At 63.9% G+C, this 20,299-nt stretch carries 15 protein-coding genes; 8 read left to right on the forward strand and 7 right to left on the reverse strand.

From position 1 onward, the window contains the following. Positions 1 to 55 precede the first annotated feature (55 nt). Positions 56 to 4,393: a beta strand repeat-containing protein gene (locus V6L75_RS15930; RefSeq protein ID WP_334252475.1), complete on the forward strand. Its 4,338-nt coding sequence runs from the start codon at positions 56 to 58 to the stop codon at positions 4,391 to 4,393. A gap of 9 nt (positions 4,394 to 4,402) precedes the next feature. On the opposite strand, the gene V6L75_RS15935 is transcribed toward V6L75_RS15930, so the two are convergent. From V6L75_RS15935 to V6L75_RS15950, 4 genes are all read right to left on the reverse strand, one after another. Continuing rightward, entirely contained in the window at positions 4,403 to 5,161 is a 759-nt protein-coding gene (locus V6L75_RS15935; protein ID WP_334252476.1) for an iron ABC transporter ATP-binding protein, read from the reverse strand. Next, complete coding sequence (locus V6L75_RS15940) at positions 5,158 to 6,144, reverse strand: iron chelate uptake ABC transporter family permease subunit (RefSeq protein WP_334252477.1); 987 nt, start codon at positions 6,142 to 6,144, stop codon at positions 5,158 to 5,160. The genes V6L75_RS15935 and V6L75_RS15940 overlap by 4 nt, the downstream gene beginning before the upstream one ends. Beyond that, entirely contained in the window at positions 6,134 to 7,096 is a 963-nt protein-coding gene (locus V6L75_RS15945) for an ABC transporter permease (RefSeq protein WP_334252478.1), read from the reverse strand. The genes V6L75_RS15940 and V6L75_RS15945 overlap by 11 nt, the downstream gene beginning before the upstream one ends. Before the next feature lie 78 nt (positions 7,097 to 7,174). Further along, positions 7,175 to 8,095, reverse strand: a complete 921-nt coding sequence (locus tag V6L75_RS15950) for a siderophore ABC transporter substrate-binding protein (RefSeq protein ID WP_334252479.1) — start codon at positions 8,093 to 8,095, stop codon at positions 7,175 to 7,177. A 229-nt stretch (positions 8,096 to 8,324) separates the two neighbouring features. On the opposite strand from V6L75_RS15950, the gene V6L75_RS15955 reads away from it, so the two are divergent. The 5 genes from V6L75_RS15955 (at position 8,325) to V6L75_RS15975 (ending at position 15,846) form a co-directional block, all read left to right on the forward strand. Then, a complete protein-coding gene (locus V6L75_RS15955) occupies positions 8,325 to 9,830 on the forward strand; it encodes a glycosyl transferase family protein (protein WP_334252480.1) in 1,506 nt (501 codons plus the stop codon). 390 nt (positions 9,831 to 10,220) lie between these two features. Then, entirely contained in the window at positions 10,221 to 10,793 is a 573-nt protein-coding gene (locus tag V6L75_RS15960; RefSeq protein WP_334252481.1) for a PadR family transcriptional regulator, read from the forward strand. Continuing rightward, positions 10,793 to 11,098, forward strand: a complete 306-nt coding sequence (locus V6L75_RS15965; protein ID WP_334252482.1) for a DUF2218 domain-containing protein — start codon at positions 10,793 to 10,795, stop codon at positions 11,096 to 11,098. Before V6L75_RS15960 ends, V6L75_RS15965 begins: the two co-directional genes overlap by 1 nt. A 776-nt stretch (positions 11,099 to 11,874) precedes the next feature. Continuing rightward, positions 11,875 to 13,965 (forward strand): methyl-accepting chemotaxis protein, encoded by a 2,091-nt coding sequence (locus V6L75_RS15970; RefSeq protein WP_334252483.1) that lies wholly within the window; start codon positions 11,875 to 11,877, stop codon positions 13,963 to 13,965. A gap of 567 nt (positions 13,966 to 14,532) precedes the next feature. After that, positions 14,533 to 15,846: a nucleotide sugar dehydrogenase gene (locus tag V6L75_RS15975; RefSeq protein ID WP_334252507.1), complete on the forward strand. Its 1,314-nt coding sequence runs from the start codon at positions 14,533 to 14,535 to the stop codon at positions 15,844 to 15,846. 152 nt (positions 15,847 to 15,998) lie between these two features. Here V6L75_RS15975 and V6L75_RS15980 read toward each other — a convergent pair whose 3' ends face one another. Next, on the reverse strand, positions 15,999 to 16,595 hold the full coding sequence (locus V6L75_RS15980) for a hypothetical protein (RefSeq protein WP_334252484.1): 597 nt from the start codon (positions 16,593 to 16,595) through the stop codon (positions 15,999 to 16,001). A gap of 95 nt (positions 16,596 to 16,690) precedes the next feature. On the opposite strand from V6L75_RS15980, the gene V6L75_RS15985 reads away from it, so the two are divergent. After that, complete coding sequence (locus V6L75_RS15985) at positions 16,691 to 17,368, forward strand: helix-turn-helix transcriptional regulator (RefSeq protein WP_334252485.1); 678 nt, start codon at positions 16,691 to 16,693, stop codon at positions 17,366 to 17,368. Positions 17,369 to 17,498: 130 nt separating this feature from the next. On the opposite strand, the gene V6L75_RS15990 is transcribed toward V6L75_RS15985, so the two are convergent. Both V6L75_RS15990 and V6L75_RS15995 read right to left on the reverse strand, forming a co-directional pair. Further along, the gene (locus tag V6L75_RS15990; protein WP_334252486.1) at positions 17,499 to 18,074 is read right to left on the reverse strand and encodes an RES family NAD+ phosphorylase; all 576 of its coding nucleotides are present in this window, start codon (positions 18,072 to 18,074) and stop codon (positions 17,499 to 17,501) included. Positions 18,075 to 18,077: 3 nt separating this feature from the next. Continuing rightward, on the reverse strand, positions 18,078 to 18,404 hold the full coding sequence (locus V6L75_RS15995) for a hypothetical protein (protein WP_334252487.1): 327 nt from the start codon (positions 18,402 to 18,404) through the stop codon (positions 18,078 to 18,080). Between the two features lie 694 nt (positions 18,405 to 19,098). Here V6L75_RS15995 and fdhA point away from each other — a divergent pair. Next, a complete protein-coding gene (fdhA, locus tag V6L75_RS16000) occupies positions 19,099 to 20,289 on the forward strand; it encodes a formaldehyde dehydrogenase, glutathione-independent (protein ID WP_334252488.1) in 1,191 nt (396 codons plus the stop codon). Positions 20,290 to 20,299 lie beyond the last annotated feature (10 nt).

The raw sequence follows: 20,299 nt of genomic DNA on the forward strand, positions 1-20,299 counted from the left end.
AGTTTCTGGGCGGGAGGCATGATCCTCCCGAAGCCCCGGTATGAGGACTGGTGTCATGCAGCTTTTCCGGCAGCTTTCCCGGCAGTTTTCCCGTAACAGCGTCTCTCCGGCTGGCTCCCGTTCCACGCGCCGGCGTCATCTGACCCTGCTGCTGTCCACCTGCGCGCTTGGCGCCGGGCTGATCCTGCCCCCGTCCCTGCTGCAGGCGCAGGAGCTGCCCACCGGCGGCACCATCGCGGCAGGCACGGGCAGCATCGGCACCTCGGGCAGCACCATGACGGTGACCCAGACCAGCAATCAGCTGATCACCAACTGGAACAGCTTCTCCATCGGCAGCGGGGCCACGGTCAATTTCGTGCAGCCGGGCGCCTCGTCCATGGCGCTCAACCGCGTCACGGGGCAAGACCCGTCGCAGATCCTCGGCAATCTCAATGCCAATGGCCAGGTGTTCCTGATCAACCCCAATGGCGTGGCCATCGGCACCAGCGGGCGGGTGCAGACCGGGGCCTTTGTTGCTTCCACGCTTGGCATCACCGACAGCAAATTTCTGGCTCATGACTTCAATTTCACCGGCAGCGGCGGTGCCATCACCAATGCGGGCGAAATTTCCGGCGCGGTTGTGGCCCTCATCGCCCCCACCGTGCGCAACAGCGGCACCATCACCGGCGATACAGCCCTTGCCGCCGGAACGGACGTGCTGCTGGATTTTGACGGCGACGGCCTGATCTCGGTGGAGGTGAAAGCCTCCACCATGGAGGCGCTGGCGGAAAACAGCGGCCTGATCAAGGCCGATGGCGGCAGCGCCATTCTCACCGCCAGGGGCGCCTCGGAGGCGAAAAAGGGCATCGTCAACAACACCGGCACGGTGGAGGCCAAGGCCATCGGCTCGCGCAATGGCCGCATCCTGCTGCTGGGCAGCGATGAAACCCATGCCAGCGGCTCGCTGAAAGCCAAGTTCGTCGAGACTTCGGCGAAGAAGGTGAAGCTGGACAAGACACTCAAGGTCGAGACGGACGGCGGCGACTGGCTGATCGACCCCACGGACATCAACATCGACGCGGACATGGCGGCCTCTATCGAGACAGGGCTTGCCAGCGGCAATGTGGAAATCTCGACCGCCGCTGTGGGAGCGGATGCAGGCGATATCACCGTGTCCTCCGGGATCAACTGGTCCGCCAATGTCCTCACACTCCGGGCCGACCGGAACATTGCCATCAACGCCGCGCTCAACGGCACGGCCACCGCGGGGCTGGCGCTGCATTACGGTCAGGGCGCAGTGGCGGCGGGCAACACGGCCACCTACACCGTCAGCGCCCCCGTCAACCTTGCTTCCACCGGCAGCTTTGAAACGAAGCTGGGCAGCGACGGCGCGGTCAACAGCTACACAATCATTACCAGCCTCGGCGCAGAAGGCAGCACCACGGGCACGGACCTGCAGGGCATCAACGGCAACCTTGCCGGGCTCTATGTGCTCGGCAGCGATATTGACGCCTCGGCCACTTCAGGGTGGAACAGCGGCGCGGGATTTGATCCGCTGGGCGATTTCACCACCTCTTTCTCCGGCACCTTTGAAGGGCTGGGGCATACGGTTTCCGGCCTTTATGTCAGCCAGCCCTCGACACAGGCCATCGGCCTGTTCGGGGTTACGACGGGCGCCAGCCTGAGCAATTTCGGCGTGACGGGCTCAATCACAGGCGGTTCCGGGGTTGGCAGTGCCGTAGGCTGGGCATCAAATTCAACGCTCTCCGGCCTATGGTCCTCCGCCACCGTGGCTGGCAGCACGGGGGCGACGGGCGGACTGGTTGGCTACATGTCCCAGACCACCCTCACCCGCTCCTTCGCGAGCGGAGACGTCAGCGGCGGTGCCGTTGTTGGCGGGGGAGTGCTGGGGGCCTTCGGCGGACTGGTCGGCTATCTCAACAGCGGCACCGTCAGCCAGTCCTATGCAACCGGCAATGCCTCCACCGTCAGGTTTCAGGTGGGCGGGCTGGTGGGGTCAACCGGCAGCAACGGCGTGATCATCAACTCCTATGCCACCGGCAACGTCTCGGGAACAAGCGGAGGCGCGCTCGTTGGCAGCAACGGCGGCACGATCAGCTACAGCTATGCCACAGGCACCGTTTCGGGAAATCAGGGCCTGATCGGCACCGGCTCAATCGCCAATGTGTCCAACGTCTTTTACAACGTGGACACGGCGGGCGCAGGCTCCATGCCCGCCAGCTGGGGCAAGACGGCCACCGAGCTTCTCGATCCCTTCCTCTATATCGAGGATGGCTGGGACTTTGCCAGCGTCTGGGGCTCGCCCAAGGCAGGCGGTGTGCCGGAGCTGCGGGCGCTGTCCACGCAGGCGCTCTACGACAATTACCTCAAGGTGTCCGGCACCCTCTCCCGCGCCTATGGCGACACGGGCATTTTTCAGGGCAGCCTGAGCACCGTAACCTCCGGCGCGTCCGTTTCCGTTGATGTGGGCAGCGCCATCAGCGGCACAACGAATGCGGGCACCTACGCCTGGTCGGAGCCCAACATGGTCACCCTCGGCCTGCCCGGCGGCCTGACGATGGCCGACTTCTACCTCGCCTTCGGCACGGGCGGTGTCACGGTGACGCCGCGCGCCGTCAGCCTCACCGGCTCGCGGACCTACAACGGCAGCACCAGCTTCTCGGCCTCGGATATCGTTCTGGGGAACCTCGCCAATGGCGAGACACTGACCCTCAGCGGCACGGCCACCCTCGTCAACAAGAATGCGGACACGCATTTCACCGCTGACACCAGCGGGCTTGCGCTTGGCAGTGGCACGGGCCTTGCCTCCAACTACACGCTCACGGACGCGGCGGTGGAGCTTGATGTCACACGGGCGGTGATCACATCCATCGGCGGCCTTGCCGTGGACAACAAGGTCTATGACCGCACCACGGCGGCAACGCTGGACACCTCCGGTGTTGTCCTCACCGGCATGGTCGGCGGGGATGAGCTCACGTTCAACGGCACCGCCGCCTTCCTTGACGCCTCTGCCGGAACCGGCAAGACGGTTGAGGTGACAGTCTTTGCCCTGAGTGGCGCGGATGCCGGCAACTATGAATATGACGCCAGCATCGGCAATACGATCCAGCTCGCGGCCGCCGCAGACATCTCGCAGAAAGCGCTCACCGTCACGGGCCTTGCAGGCCTCACCCGCACCTATGACGGCACCACGGCAGTGACGATCGGCCAGAGCTTTGCCAGCCTCGACGGCGTGATCATGGGCGATGACGTGAGCCTTGCCACCGCCCTTGGCGCCTATGCAGACAAGAATGCGGGCAATGGCAAGGTCATCACCATCTCGGGCCTGACCCTCGGCGGCGCGGCAGCGGGCAACTACAGCGTCAGCGTCACGCCCGGCACAGTTACGGGCGACGTGGAAAAGGCCCTCATTTCCGCCGTCAGCGGGCTTTCCGCACAGAGCAAGGTCTATGACGGCGGCGACACCGCCACGCTCGATGCCACAAATGCCGTGCTGACGGGCTTCGTCAGCGGGGACGCGCTCACCCTCACGGGCTCCGCTTCCTTCCTCGACCCCTCGGCGGGCACGAACAAGGGCATCTCGGTCTCTGGCCTTGCCCTGGCCGGTGCAGACGCTGCCAATTACGAGCTCGCCAACGCGCTGCAGAACAGCTTCAACGTTTCAACGGCGGCCGCGATCACGCCGAAGGCGCTCACCCTCACCGGCGTTTCCGGCATCACGCGCACCTATGACGGCACCACGGCCGTGGCGCTGGATCTGACCGGCGCGCAGCTGGGTGGCATCATCCTTGGCGATGACGTGTCATTCGCCTCAGCACAGGGCATCTATGCGGACAAGAATGCAGGCTCTGGCAAGGAAATCAGCCTCTCCAGCTATCTGCTGTCGGGTCTGGCGGCTGGAAACTACACGCTGACGATCACACCCGGCACGGTGACGGGCACCGTGGAAAGGGCCGTCATTTCCAGCATCGGCGGCATCATCGCCCTCAACAAGACGGCCGATGGCACGGTGATGGCAACGCTCGACACCTCGGGTGCCCTGTTCAACGGCATGGTCACGGGCGACAGGCTGCGCGTGGCAACGGCAACCGGCGTCTTCGCCGGTGCAGAGCCCGGCACGGGCAAGACGGTGCTGATCAGCGGTCTCAGCCTCGGCGGGGCGGATGCCATGAACTACACCCTCGCCAGCAGCACAGCCACGGCGCTGGCAGACATCACGCAGCCGGTCGCAGGCCAGCCGGGCCCCGTCTCGCGCGTGGTCAGCAGCTGGTCCCTCTTCGGCGGGCTCTTCTCCCCGTCTGATAAGACCACCCCCCTCACCCTCGCCTCCCTGAGCAGCAACCCGCAGGAAATCACCGGCCCGGATCTGTTCGAGGATGAGAGGGGTGAGTGACCTCCCCACTCACCGGAAATAGACGGCAATCCGGTTGCCGTTGATTTCCTGCACGTCAAAGGGGCACCCGAAGATGGAGGTGAGGACTTCGGGGCGGATGATCTCGGATGGCGTGCCCTGAAGCGCGGCGCGGCCGTTCTGCATGACGACGATATGGTCGGAGTAGCAGGAGGCGAAGTTGATGTCGTGGAGGACCACCACCGCCGTCTTGCCGAAGTCGTCTGCCGCCTGCCGCAAGAGCTTCATCATGGAAACGGAATGGCTGATGTCGAGGTTGTTCAGCGGCTCGTCAAACAGCATGTAGCCGGTGTCCTGCGCCAGCACCATGGCGACGAAGGCCCGCTGGCGCTGGCCGCCGGAGAGTTCGTCGAGAAAGCGGTCGCGGAGGTCCGTGAGGCCAAGATAGGCGAGCGCCTTGTCCACCTCGGCCCTGTCCTCCCCCGTCAGCCGCCCCTTTGAATAGGGGTAGCGCCCGAAGGAGACGAGATCGGTGACGGTGAGCCGCGCCGTCATCTGGTTGTCCTGCCGCAGCATCGACAGGCGCCGGGCCAGCACCTCGCCGGAGGTGTTGGCCACATCCAGCCCATCGACCAGCACGCTGCCCTGATCCATCGTGGTGAGCCGCGCGATCATGGACAGCAGCGTCGATTTGCCCGCGCCATTGGGGCCGATAATGGAGGTGAGCCCGCCCTTCGGCAGGTCGAGGGACACCCCGTCCACCACCAGCGTGTTGCCATAGCTCTTGCTGACCTGATCGATCCGGATCACCGCCGCGCCCCCTTGAGCAGAAAGAAGATGAAGAACAGCCCGCCGGCAAATTCGATGACGATGGCAAGCGCCGTGCTGAAATCAAGCAGCCGCTCCAGCACCGTCTGGCCCGCCACAAGGCAGATGATGGCAATGAGCACCGCCGCAGGCAGCACATGCCGGTGGCGGCCCGAGGGCATCAGCAGATAGGCAAGGTTCGCCGTCAGCAGGCCGAAGAAGGTGACCGGCCCGACCAGCGCCGTGGAGACCGAGACAAGCACGGTGATGATCATCAGCACTTGCCGGGTCACGCGCTTGTGGTCCACCCCCAGCATGATGGCACTGTCGCGCCCCAGCGCCATGACATCAAAGGTGTGGCCCAGACGCCAGGCAGCAAGGCTGGCTCCGGCAATAAGCAGCGCCGAGACGCCCAGAAGCGTGCCATCCACCGAATTGAAGCTGGCAAAGAACCGGTCCTGCAGCACGACGAATTCGTTCGGATCAATGATCCGCTGCAGGAAGCCCGCAAGGCTGCGGAACAGGGCGCCGAGCAGGATGCCCACCAGCATCATCAGATGCAGGCCCTTGATCGCCCCGGAGAACAGCAGCTGGAACAGGATCAGCGAGAAGCCGGCCATGATGGCGACTTCCCCCACGAACAGCAGGCGCGGGTCCATGGCCGTCACGAAGGCGGAACCGAGCGTGAAGACCAGCACCGTTTGCAGCAGCACATAAAGCGCATCGAAGCCCATGATCGAGGGTGTCAGGATGCGGTTGTTGGTCAGCGTCTGGAACAGCACTGTGGAGACGGACACCGCATAGGCCACCAGCACCAGCGCCGCGAGCTTCTGCCCCCGGAAGGGCAGGATGAAGGACCAGCCGGCCTTGACGCCAAGCGTCATGAAGGCGGCGGCGGCGGCGAGCGTGAGGACGCCCAGCAGCAGCAGCACACCGGCAGGCGTCAGCCGCCTTGCGCCGGTCTGATACAGGTGCTCAAGCCGCATGGGAGCGCCTCCGCAGCAGCAGGAACAGGAAGAACAGGCTGCCCACCACACCCAGCACCGAACCGGCCGGGATCTCGAAGGGCGCATTCACCGTGCGGCCGATCAGATCGCACAGGAGCACCAGCAGCGCGCCGGTGACGGCGATCAGCGGCAGGGTGCGGCGCAGCCGGTCGCCCAGGGCCATGGCCACGAGATTGGGGACGATCAGCCCGACGAAAGGCACCACGCCCGCCGTGACCACCACCGCAGCGGTGACCATGGCCACGATGAAGAGCCCCAGCAGCAGCACCTGCCGGTACTTGAGGCCAAGGCTGACGGCGAAATCCTCGCCCATTCCGGCCAGGGTAAAGCGGTCGGCGGCCACATAGGCGGCGATGGTGAGCACAAGGCTGAGCCACAGCACTTCATAGCGCCCGCGCAGCACGGCGGAAAAATCACCGCTGGTCCAGGCGCCGAGGGTTTGCAGCAGGTCGAACCGGTAGGCCAGGAAGGCGGTGACGGCGCTGATCACCCCGCCCAGCATCAGCCCCACCAGCGGCACCATCAGGGCCGAGCGCAGGGGGATACGCTCCAGAATGGCGATAAAGAGGAAGGTGCCCGCCAGCGCAAAGGCGCCGGAGACAAGCATCTTGGCCATGACCGGCAGATCCGGCGCGAAGAACAGCACCAGAAGCATGCCCAGCGAGGCCGATTCCACCGTGCCTGCGGTGGAGGGCTCGACAAAGCGGTTGCGCGCCAGCATCTGCATCAGGGTTCCGGCCACGGCCATGCCTGCGCCCGCCAGAATGAGGGCGATGGTGCGCGGAATGCGGCTTTCGGCCAGCAGCATCAGGGCCCGCTCATCGCCCGCGCCGCTGACCACGGTCCAGAAGGAGACGGGGCTGGCACCGGTGAACAGGCTGGCTATCGCAAGACCGAGGGTCAGGAGAGAGGCTGGCAGCAGGAATTTCAAGGCAGGGTCCTGAAAGGATTGCGGCGGCTGCGCCCCGGAGGAGACGCAGCCGCCTGACACGCTACTTGACAGCGGAACTTACTTGCCGCTGAAGGCAGCGTTCAGCTGGTCTACCGTATCCTGCATGGCGGTGATGCCACCGCCAATCAGATACCAGTTGGCCGCATTGAGGTAGACCACCTGTTCCTTCTGCCAGGCCGTGGTCTGGCGGACGATTTCGTTATCGAGAAGCTGGCGGGCGGCAGCGCCTTCCCGGCCGATGGCCGCATCACGGTCCAGCACGAACAGCCAGTCCGGATTGCGCTCCAGGATATATTCGAAGGATGCCGGCTGGCCGTGGATGCCGATCTTGATGTTGTCGTCGGCCTGTTCCAGCCCGAAGTCGCCGAAGATCTGGCCGAAGCGGGAGCCCTTGCCATAGGTGGCCATCTTGCCGCCGGTGGTGAGGATGAACAGGCCCTTGCCGGCGCCTGCCGTCTTGCCCTTCAGCTCTTCGACGGAGGCCTTGTACTTTGCCGTCAGCTCGTCCGCCTTGTCCGTCTTGCCGAAAAGGGAAGCCAGCGTCTGGACGTTCTTCAGGGCCGAGCCGGTAAAGTCGTTGAAGTCCAACGACAGGTCGATGGTGGGCGCGATCTTCGCCAGATCCTCATACTTGGCGGCAGACCGGCCGCCTACGATGATCAGGTCCGGCTGCGCGGCGGCAACGGCTTCAAAGTCCGGCTCGAACAGGGAGCCGATCTTCTGGTATTTGCCATCGGCATATTTCGCGAGCTGGCCCGGCTTGTTGCCGCCCGGCACACCGGCCACCTCGACGCCAAGCGCCGTCAGCGTGTCCAGCGCGGCAAGGTCATAGACAAACACCTTGGCAGGGACCGCAGGCAGCGTCAGCTCGCCCTTGGCGTGGGTCACCTTGACCTCGGCAACAGCGGAGCCCGTCAGCACGGCGGAGAGAACCAGAGCACTTGCAAAGCCCGCAGCCAGGCGCTTCATGGAGAACATATGCGTCATTTCCTGAACCTCGCAGCAGAAGCGCTCACGCCACTGTGACAGCGGCAGCGCCTTGCCTGAACAACATAAGTTGAGTTTCTAAATCCACTTATGTAGAGACTGATGCACAGGGTCAACGCACATCATTTTGAGCAATTCCAATTTGCGAAAAACGCAAAAACCCACCCATTCCAAACCGGACACGCAAACGGAAGGCAGCGCACAGGTGGATATTGGCCGGATGAAATTGCTGATCGCGCTGGATGCGCTGCTGCGGGAGGGCAGCGTGTCGGCAGCGGCGGCCAGCATGGGGATGCAGGTCTCGGCCATGAGCCGGATGCTGGCGCAGCTGCGCGAATTCTACGGCGATCCGCTGCTGGAGCGCACCGGTCAGGGCATGCGCCCGACGCCCTTTGCCGAAGCCCTGCGGCTGGAGGTGCGCGGGCTGGCCAATGATGCCGAAATGCTGCTGGCCCGCACCCCGGAAAGCGCTGCTGCCCTGCCCTGGGGCAGCCACCATGGGCCCGGTTCCAACTCTGCCCGGGCGTTTTCCCCACATCAGGCCCAGCATCAGACCCAGCCTCAGGCAACCCCGCTGGCGCCGGGCTCCAGCGCGGCGGACCGGCTGGCGGGCGAGCCCTCGCCGCAGGTGATCGCCGAGCGGATGGCGCTGATCGATCATGCATCGGCCCCCAGCCTGCGGCTGGCAAAATACATCGCCAGCATTGCCGCCGGGCCGGGCCGCACCCGCCCGCTGACGCAGGAAGAAGCCCGCGATGCCCTCGGCATCGTGCTGCGGGCCGAGGCGGACCCGTTCCAGACCGGCGCGCTGCTGGCCACCATGCAGTTCCGGGGCATGACGGCGGTGGAACTGGCCGGCTTTGCGCAGGCCGTCCAGCAGCATGCGGCAGGCGGGAGCACGGCGCAGACAGCGCAAGCGGCAGAGACGGCGATGGCCGATCTCAACTGGCCGGCCTATCTCTCGCCCCGCCTGCGCACCGTGCCGTGGTTCCTCCATGCCGCCCGTCTGGTCGCCATGGCCGGGCACAGGGTGCTGGTGCATGGCTTCGGCAGCAACGTCGCCTCGGGCATCCTGCTGCAACAGGCGGCAGAGGCCGGTGCCATTCCCGTGGCGGACAGTCTGGAAGACGCAAGGCAGGCACTGGCGCAGGAGGGCATCGCCTATCTGCCCGTCACCGCCTATTGCCCGCAGCTGGCGGGCCTGCTCGCCCTTTATCCGGCCTTTGAAATGCGCACCCCGGTCAACACCGCCGTGCATGTGCTCAATCCGGGCGGCGCTTCCGCCGTGATGCTGGGTGCGGCGCAGACATCGGACCGGGAACTGTTCCGCACGGCTGCCGCCCTCACCGGCTGTCTGGATGCTGCTGTCACCGGCGCCAACCGTGACTTTGCGCAGGTGACACCGGACCGGCCAACACCGGTGTTCCGCCTGATCAATGGCGGGGAAGCCCGCTTCACCCTGCCCTCGACACAGGCAAGCCGGATGCCGGTTCCCGCCGCCTTTACCCAGCTGGAATACTGGCTGGCCGTGTGGACGGGCGCAGCGCGTGATGAGCTGGCGGAGGCGGCCATCGTGAAGACCGCAGCGCTCGCCCTGATGACCCTGCGCCAAGCGCCAGAGGAGGATTTCTCCGCCTGCCTTGAGGACGCCGCCGCCCTCTGGCGCAACCGCCCGCGCCAGCTCCGCCCGGCAGGTGCAGATGCCGCCAGTCTGCGGAAGCCATAGAGCGGGGGCAGTGTTTCTAACAGACTGCCAGTGAGGCGCCAACTTCTCTCCCCCCTTGAGGGGGAGATGCCCCCGGCAGGGGGCAGAGGGGGGTAGCTGACTGTCCGTTTATGAGAGAGATCTTGCCGTATTGAGGCGCTGCTACCCCCCTCTGTCAGCTTGCGCTGACATCTCCCCCTCAAGGGGGGAGAGGGGCGCTGCGGCAAGACGAAGGTCCGATCCTCCTCCTTGCGCAGAATGCAAACACTGCCCCACGAGGGTGAGGATGACGATGGAGAGGCCTCAGGATCGTCAGAGGTCTGCAGCGGCAATTTTTCAAAGGCAGGCCTGCTTCCGGAACAAATCCCGATATATCTTGACTTTCGATATATCGGGAATATATCTAAAGCCATGAGACACAGACACCCCCACCGTCATCGCGGCCAAGGCCCCCACGGCGGCCCCCATGACGGCACGCACGACTCCCTGCACGAAGGCCATCCCGGCGGGCACCGCCGGGGCGGCGGACACCGGCGCCTGTTCGACTATGGCGAGCTGAGGCTGCTGGTTCTGGCGCTGATCGCTGAAGAGCCAAGGCATGGCTATGAGCTGATCAAGGCCATCGAGGACCGGTTTGCCGGCAGCTACAGCCCCAGCCCAGGCGTCATCTACCCGACGCTGAGCTGGCTGGAGGACATGGGCTACAGCGCCATCACCGTGGAAGCGGGCGGGCGCAAGCGCCACAGCGTCACGCCGGAAGGCGAGGCCTTTCTGGCCGCCAGCAAGGCTCAGGCAGACGAGCTTATGACCCGGGCCCGTGGCGGCATGGGGCGCGGATGTGCCCCGGCGCCCGTGGTGCGGGCCATGGAAAACCTCAAGACCGCGCTGCGCCTGCGGATGCGCGGCGGCGCAATTGATCCTGAAACAGCCCAGAAGATTGCCGCTGCCATAGATGCAGCCGCCCTTGCCGTGGAGCAAAGCTGATGACCACTGAAACCGCCGCTCTTTCCACCCGCCGCTGCGTGGTGGAAACCGAAAAGGCAAGCCGCTACCTGCAGCAGCTGTGCAAGCACTTCCAGCACAAGATCCCGGCCGAGTTCGACGCCGGACAGGGCACGATCACCTTTCCGATGGGCGTGTGCACGCTGAAGGCGGAAGGCTCGGTCCTGACCATGGATGTGACAGCCGCAGACAGCGCCGCCCTCGACCGGCTGGAAGATGTGGTCGGCAGCCACTTCATCCGCTTCGCCTTCCGCGAGCCGCAGGAGCTGACCTGGCAGGCGGTGTAAGCCCGCAGTCCTTCGCTGCCCGCAAAGACGCATCTGATCTGTGGCAGGGCCTCTCCGCCCCCCTCTCCTTGGGTGGGACGGTGTTTACAACGGACTGTTAGTCAGGCTCCAGCTCCTCTCCCCCCTTGAGGAGGAGATGCCTCCGGCAGGGGGCAGAGGGGGGTATCTGACTGTCCGTTTATCACGAGAGATCCCGCCGTACCGAGGCGCTGCCACCCCCCTCTGTCAGCTCGCGCTGACATCTCCCCCTTGAGGGGGAGAGGGGCGCTGCGGCGAAACGAAGGCCCAATCCTCCTCCGGCTTCAGGCACGCTGCGTGCCTGCCATGGCAAAGGATGCCGGGCGGCGCATGGGTGAAACCGGACCTTGGCGGCAGCGGAGAGATCGACTCAGACGGCGGCGGCTCCCGGTTTCGGCGGCTCAGGCCCTACTCCCTTCATGGTTGCCAAAACTCAATAATGCCGCTTTTGATGCGAATTATTCACGTCAAAACTTCAAGAAAATATCTGATCAACCCGAAAACTACCTAAGCAAATTCACTATTATCAGAACGTATATACCGTACAAATACGACATATCGCCATCTATGAACGCCGTTTAATACGTCATTAATTTCGAATTTTCATAAGTTTCACCTACGTCAGCCAAAACATAGGCAGACTGATCGGAGCGATTATGAAGATTCATTCATTGAAGACAAGAATTGTAGTTCTGTCGACAGCCTGCCTTCTGGTTGCAACGGGAGTACTTGTCGGCGCAAATCTATACTCCAGCAAGATGAGCAATGCGGAAACCGCCACACGGATCGACAGCCTTCTGAACGAAAGCGCCCGGCAGGGCCTGTTGCAGCTGGCCGGCTCCAAGGCGGAAGTGATCCGCAGTGAGGTCACGTCCGCCTTCATGGCCGCCCGCGGCATGGCAAAATCCATCGAGGTGATTGCAGCCGCAGGACCGGATGCGACCGCGCCGGACAAGCGCCGCGCCCAGCTCAACGGCATCCTCCTGTCCGTTCTGAAGGACAATGAACTCTTCAACGGCACCTATTCGGCCATCGAGCCGGATGCGCTCGACGGCGCCGATGCGCAGTACACCGGCAATGCCGCCATGGGCTCCGACAAGACCGGCCGGGCCCTGCCCTACTGGACGCGCGATGCGGCGGGCAAGATCGATGTTCAGCCGCTGGTCGAATATGACAGCGCGGACCGTCACGCCAATGGCCTGGTCAAGGGCGGCTGGTATCTCGGACCGCAGAAGACCGGGCAGGAAAGCGTTCTCGCCCCGCTCCCCTATATCGTGCAGGGCAAGCCGGTCTTCCTGGCCACCATGTCGGTGCCCATCACCGTGGGCGGCAAGTTCATCGGCGTCGCGGGGGCCGACTTTGATCTCGCCTTCGTGCAGAAGCTGGCCGAAACGGTCAACAAGGCCACCTATGACGGCAAGGGCAGTGTCACCATCGTGACGGAAGCCGGCCTGATCGTGGCCTCAAGCGAAAGGCCGGATGCCATCGGCTCTTCGGTCAGCAGCCTTGGCCCCGTCTGGACCGAGAATCTCGGCAAGATGACCAGCGGCACCGCCATGGTCGATTATGACGCCGCCACAGAGCAGATGAAGGTCTATTCGCCCATCTCTCTGGGCCGGACCGGGGCAAACTGGGCCATCGTCCTGTCGCTGCCGCAGGCAGTGGTGATGGCGGAGGCCGCAGCGCTCGACCAGTCCATGGCCGGCCGCGTTGCCTCTGACACCTGGACAGGCGTTCTTGTGGGCCTTGCCGTCGCCTTTGCCGGCATCACCGCCATGTGGCTTGTCGCCCGCAGCATCACCAATCCCATCCAGAAGCTGACCGGCGCGCTGCAGAGCATGGCCCGCGGCACGGTTCTGGCCGAGATCGAAGGCGCCACCCGCCGCGACGAGATCGGCGACATCGCCCGCGCCGTCGATGCAATCCGCGAGCAGGCAGCTATTGCTGCCGATGAGAAGATGCGTCAGGAAGAAGCCGAGCGCGAGACACGGGACGCCGCCCGGCGCCAGATGATGCAGCGGCTGGCCCGCGACTTCGAGGAGAAGATGGGCGGCCTCGTCAAGCAGGTTGGCACGGCGGCAGGAGAACTCGCCTCTTCCGCCAGCGGCATGGCCGACCAGGCCAAGCAATCCGCACAGCAGGCCGACAGCGCCATGGCGGCCACCAACTCGTCCAACGAAAGCGTGCAGGTGGTTGCAGCCGCAGCCGAAGAGCTTTTCACCTCGATCCGCGAAATCGGCAGCCTCATCCAGCGCTCCGGCGATGTGGTGAGCGAGGCAGACCGCCATGCCGGCTCCACCCATGGCATCGTCACCTCCCTGTCGGAAACCGCGGGCCGGATCGGGTCAATCATCGACATCATCCGCGACATCGCCAACCAGACCAACCTTCTCGCCCTCAACGCCACCATCGAGGCCGCCCGGGCAGGCGAGGCCGGACGGGGCTTTGCCGTGGTGGCCAGCGAGGTGAAGGCCCTCGCCAACCAGACATCGCAGGCGACGGACGAGATCGGCGGCCAGATCGAGGCCATGCGCCTTGCAACCGGCAATGCCGTGGAAGCCATCAGCTCGATCCGCCAGGTGGTGGGCGATATCCGCCAGGCGGTGACCTCCGTTGCCGGTGCCGTGGAAGAGCAGAGCGCAGCCACCAGCGAAATCTCCCGTTCGGCCCAGTCCACCGCACAGGGGACGATGTCCGCAGGCGAAAGCGTCGGCAGCGTTCAGGTCAGCATCGCCCGCACGGACGAAGCGGCCCACAGGGTTCTGACGCTGACGCATCAGCTCAACGGTAACACCGAAGACCTGCGCAACGGCGTCGCAGCCTTCCTGGCGGAGCTCGACGCCGCCTAACCGGGAAGGAGCAGAGCACGATGGCGGCTCCCCGGCACGGCGTTTCAGCCCCCCTCCCCCTCGTGGGGAGGGGGTAGGGGTGGGGGGAAATGCCTTTCCGTCTGGCAGAGTGTCCCTTGATTACAGACAGCTTCTCCTCTCCGGCTTCTTCAGGAAAAGTTCTGCTTTTCAATATCTTGCAGGCTCAGAGCCCCCCACCCCTTACCCCTTCCCACCAGGGGGAGGGGAGCGGAGAGGCCCTGCCACCATGCAGACACGTCACTGCGGTCCGCTTATATGCACTCAGCAGCCTCAAGAGGACAAAGGGACGCTTCGGCAAGACGAAGGCCAAATCCTCCTCCTCCTTGCGCCAGCAGCCAACACCGCCCCCCTGCACAGGCGTGATGACGCAGTTCATTGACAAGACAGGCGGGGCAGTGGATCAGGGTGTCATCACATCCAGCCATTGGTTTTCGTGTGGACCGCAAACCGATGGCGACGGCGCTTGCAGGAAAAGACAGACCGATGACCACGCCCGATCAGCCGCAGCATGACACAACGCCTTGCGTGAGCCCCCTCGCCCAGGAGATGCTTGCAGCGGTGGGGGAGCGGCGGTTCAACGTGGCCATCATCGGCCTTGGCTATGTGGGCCTGCCGCTGGTGCGGGCCTTCTGGCGGGCGGGGTTCGAGGTCACCGGCTTCGACATCGATCCGCCCAAGATCACCTCGCTGATGGCGGGCAAGTCCTATATCCGGCATTTTTCCGATGAGGACGTGGCCGCGATTGCGCAGAGCGGCCGCTTTCATGCCACCTCGGACATTGCCGACCTTGCCCGCGCAGACGCCATCCTGATCTGCGTGCCGACGCCGCTGACGCGGCACCGGGAGCCGGACATGTCCTACATCGTCAGCACGGCGGAGCATCTGCTGCCGCATCTCAAGGCCGGGCAGACGGTGATCCTGGAATCCACCACCTATCCCGGCACCACGCATGAGGTGCTGAAGCCCATTCTGGAGCGCTCGGGGCTTACGGCTGGCCGCGATTTCTTCCTCGCCTTTTCGCCGGAGCGGGAAGATCCCGGCAACCCGAACTATGAGACCTCGACCATTCCGAAGGTTGTCGGCGCCGATGATCCGGACAGCCGGGCGATTGCGATCGCGCTCTATCAGGCCATCGTCCAGTCCGTCGTGCCGGTGAGTTCGGCGGCAACGGCGGAGGCGGTGAAGCTGAGCGAGAACATTTTCCGCTCGGTCAACATCGCCCTCGTCAACGAGCTGAAGGTGATCTACGACCGCATGGGCATCGACATCTGGGAGGTGATCGAGGCGGCCAAGACCAAGCCCTTCGGCTACATGCCCTTCTATCCCGGCCCCGGCCTTGGCGGCCATTGCATCCCGATCGACCCCTTCTACCTGACCTGGAAGGCACGGGAATTTGCCATCACCACCAAGTTCGTGGAACTGGCGGGCGAGATCAACACCGCCATGCCGGATTACGTCATCACCCGCACGGCCGAAGCGCTTGATGAGCGCTTTGCCAAGGGCCTCAACGGCTCCCGCGTGCTGATCATCGGGGCGGCCTACAAAAAGAACGTCGATGACATGCGCGAAAGCCCGGCGCTGGTGCTGATCGAGCGGCTGAAGCTGCGCAAGGCAACCGTCGACTATCACGACCCTTACGTCCCTGCCCTGCCCAGCACCCGCAAGCACAAGCCGCTGATGGGGATGAAATCGGTGGAGCTGAGCGCGGAAACCCTTGGGCAGTTCGACGCGGTGATCATCGCCACCGACCACGACTGCATCGACTATCAGGCCCTCGTCAGCGCCAGCCGGCTCGTCATCGACACCCGCAACGCCACGAAAGCCGTGACGGAGCACCGGGACAGGATCGTCAAGGCGTGAGGCTTCAGAGGTCCGTTTTCCAGAGCTGGCACAGGCCGCATTGAAGCAGGAGAAAGGACCCTGGAAGCAGCGCGGCCGCCGGTCACCGGTCCGGCGGGCCACACCTTGCGCTCTGCAAGGCACGGCCCGCGCAATGGCCCCGCGATCAAGGGTTAAGCAACCGCCCCGAACTCCATGCTGACCGGCTCAACCAGGCTCAGGAAGGCGTCACAATGGGCGTTCCCGGCCCAGGCGTTGCAGATGTCTTGCGCCCTGGCCTGCGTCGTGGCGAAGGCGGCATCGATGAAGCTGCCATCCTGCAGGCGGATCAGCCGCTGTCCGAGCCAGCCGGGCTGACGGGACAAATGGTCTGCGATCATCTTGTCATAAGCCGCGCGCATGGTCTCTTCAGTAACGCCCTGACGCAACCGGAACCGCCCGATCTCGACGCCGGTCCCCGGTTGCATCAAGACAAGCCCATTGGCAGGCGCCACATAGTGGCCCATGGTGCCAAGCTCCGCGATCGCCGCCCTGAAGCCGGCAAAGTCCTCCGACGTGCCCACGGCCTGCGCAGCGGCCTCCGCCGCCTCGGGGCTCGCCCAGAGAACGACATCCACCCGGTCGGCCGGATCCTTGCCACCGGTGAGCGGCAGCCATCCGCCAAAGCCGGAGAAACTTGCAACGCGCTGGCGCGCAGCCTCACGCTGCCGGTCAGCCTCGGCCGGATCCACGGTCTTGTAAGTGACGATTTCGATGCATTGTCTGGTCATGGGCTTTGGCTCCTTGCGCCGTGCAGGTTGAAGAAGCCTCTGTCTAACAATGCCCCCCTGACACTTTCTGTCAGGGGTATGGTACAAACCAGACCATGAAAACTCTCCGGCTTTTCGCCCTCCTGGATCAACTGCGAAGTGCGCGCCATCCTGTTCCGGCAGAGACGCTGGCACAGAAACTCGGCGTTTCACTGCGCACGATTTACCGCGACATGGCCAGTCTTCAGGCGATGGGCGCGCCTGTCAGGGGCGAATCCGGTCTCGGCTATCAGCTGGAGAGGGGGTACTTCCTGCCGCCGCTGCAATTTGACCCCGACGAGATGGAAGCAATCATGCTCGGCCTGCGTCTCGTGATGGCGCGGGACTCCGGAGACCTGCGCGATGCTGCCAAACGGGTCTCGGGTAAAGTCGCAAATGCCATGGGGGACGAAGGTGGAGAAAGGTTCCAGACGCTTCCGCTTCTGGCCGTAACCCGCGAACGGCCCGGCGACGGCGATGCGGCGAAGTGGAGCAGCATTCTGCGCAGGACCATTCGTGAGCGGCGGATCCTGGAGCTTGCCTATTGCGGCCTTGATGGGCGCAGCAGCCAAAGGCAGGTTCATCCTCTTGGCCTGACGCTCTTCGATGACGTGTGGCTCCTGACCGCGTGGTGCGAGATGCGGCAAGACTTCCGGAATTTCCGGCTGGACCGGATCAGCGGGATCAGGGAGACGGGCACCAGCTTCCGCCCGCAGAACGGGCGGCGGTTCAAGGACTATCTCGCAAAACTGTAAGGGCGGCTGAAGCTGCGCAAGGCCTCCGTCGACGATCACGCCCCTTACGTCCCAGCCCTGCCCAGCACCCGCAACACCACCAAGGCCGTGACGGAGCTCCGGGACAGGATCGTGAAGGCGTGAGGAAGGGCTACCGTATGTTGGCCTTGATCCATTCCGGCCAGTTTACAAGGCCGTGACCGGCGGCGATTTCCATCGCGCCGGGGGGCACACGATCGCAGAACAGGATGACGTTCATGCAGTCCCACCTTGCGCTTGGAACGATGAGGCCATCGAATTCCAGAAAATGCGCAGCTTCGGCAATATCCTGCGAGCGGGGGTATTCGTCAGAGGCCCGGTCATAGGACAATTGCCCGTAACGGGACGTATCAAGGCCAAGACGCTGCAATGCGCCGAGGTCCACCAGTTGAAGTGCGTTATCGAGCGTCACATCCAGCTCATGCACCCCGTATTCCACCTTCGACGGAAAGACAGGCTGCCCGCGCCCGAGATGGAAGTACATTTCCGCGATCGCCCCGTCGCGCTGCTGCGACGTATAGAGCACATCGAAGGTTCCGTCGTCCCACCGGCCACCGGAACGTGCACAGTCAACCGGAGATCTTCCCTTGCGGACCACCCGCCATACCGTGCCTTCGAACTGCACAGGCGGAAGCGCTTCGATCGCATCGATGAGTGCACTGTCCCGGCTTCTGCGCGTGTGAGCCATGCCTTACAGGAACACCTCGTTATCCAGCCGGTCGATGACCTTCAGCACTTCGATGGCACGGTCCTGATGGATAAGGTCAATCGCCCGCTCGCCATTCAACTGGGAATGGCGGGCATAGAGCCAGGTCCGGATTTCATCAGCCGAGTAATAATCAGACAGACGGGTCACGATATAGTGCAGATCAGAAAGTATCAGCTCGTTGCGCGGCTGCGGCTTGATATCACCGGCACGCCAGCGTGAGACGGTGGCTTTCGACACGTCCATGATATTGGCAATATCGGTCCCCTTCAGGCCACCGGCTTCGCCAATTTCAGCTAGAAATCTCGGCACTGCTCCCTGCATGATCATAATCGCATCTGCTGAATTTTACCGGAATAACCTGAAATTCGTGGACCGGACTTGCGGGACCGCAGAAGGTGGTGACGTCGCCTCCGGTCATGGTCACGTTCCAAATCGGTTTCACAGAATAAAAATATGAAACCCCAATGATAAAGTCAATGAGCTGTTCGCTGACGCCGTGGGGCTTTGCCGCACGGGTCATGGTTCAGATTGAACGGCACATGGAGTGGCGCAGCTTCGGCAATCGCCGTGCCTGACGGACAGAGCCGGATAACCTGCTCACCGGCTGTGCGCCAGCAAGAGAACGTCTTCGCCCCCCTGCCCTTTTCCGCCCGCTTTTAGGGCGGCGATTCCACAACCCGTCGCTGTACGCCATCTTGGTGTCGCGTTTTGGATATCAGTCTCTCCTTGCGGGTGATCTGCTTCACCTCTGCGTCTGCCGTGCAGGACTGGAGATCCTGCGTGCCACGAGCGCAGCGCCGCCCGGCAAGCGGTGTGCCTGAAAGCCGTAAATTGCAGAAATTCCGGGAGGAGACCTTCAGCCACGATGCCGTCCAGCACCCGTTCAGGACGTTCCGGCCATTCCGGAAGGCAAGGGCTGGCCATTGGACTGTCACACAGCGCGCTGAAGCGTGACAGCAGGCAGCGGGACAGGCAGAGGCCCGGTTCATAAGGAGGAGAGACTATGAGCAAGAACAGAGGTGTGGTTTACATGCGGCCGGGCAAGGTGGAGGTTCGTGACATCGACGATCCGAAGCTGGAAGCTCCGGATGGGCGCCGGATTGAGCACGGTGTCATCCTGAAGGTCATTTCCACCAACATCTGCGGCTCCGACCAGCACATGGTCCGCGGCCGGACCACGGCCATGCCGGGGCTGGTGCTGGGCCACGAAATCACCGGTCAGGTCATCGAGAAAGGCATCGACGTCGAGATGCTCGACATCGGCGACATCGTGTCCGTGCCCTTCAACGTCGCCTGCGGGCGCTGCCGCTGCTGCAAGTCGCAGGACACGGGCGTCTGCCTGACCGTCAACCCCTCCCGCGCGGGCGGTGCCTATGGTTATGTCGACATGGGCGGCTGGATCGGCGGACAGGCGCGCTATGTCACTGTGCCTTATGCGGATTTCAACCTGCTGAAGTTCCCGGACCGCGACCAGGCCATGGCGAAGATCCGCGATCTGACCATGCTGTCCGACATTCTGCCAACCGGCTTCCATGGCGCGGTGCGTGCAGGCGTTGGTGTGGGCTCAACGGTCTATGTGGCCGGTGCCGGCCCGGTCGGCCTTGCCGCCGCCGCCTCCGCCCGCATTCTCGGCGCTGCTGTGGTGATGATCGGCGACTTCAACAAGGACCGTCTGGCCCATGCCGCCAAGATGGGCTTTGAGCCGATCGACCTGTCCGCCAGCGACCGGCTGGGCGACATGATTGCCCAGGTGGTCGGCACCGATGAGGTGGACAGCGCCATTGATGCCGTGGGCTTCGAGGCCAGAGGCCATGCGGGCGGCGAGCAGCCCGCCATCGTGCTCAACCAGATGATGGAGATCACCCGGGCAGCCGGTTCCATCGGCATTCCGGGCCTTTATGTGACGGAAGATCCCGGCGCCGTGGATGCTGCTGCCAAGCAGGGCAGCCTGTCCCTGCGCTTCGGACTCGGCTGGGCGAAGGCGCAGTCCTTCCACACGGGCCAGACGCCGGTGCTGAAATATAACCGCCAGCTGATGCAGGCGATTCTGCATGACCGGCTGCCGATTGCCGACATCGTGAATGCCAAGATCATTCCGCTGGATGAAGCCGTCCAGGGCTATGAAACCTTCGATCAGGGTGCCGCGACGAAATTCGTGCTGGACCCGCATGGCGACCTGCTGAAGGCCGCCTGAACAAAGCCTT

The organism is Pannonibacter anstelovis (assembly GCF_036881715.1).
GTDB classification, from domain to species: Bacteria; Pseudomonadota; Alphaproteobacteria; order Rhizobiales; family Stappiaceae; genus Pannonibacter; species Pannonibacter anstelovis.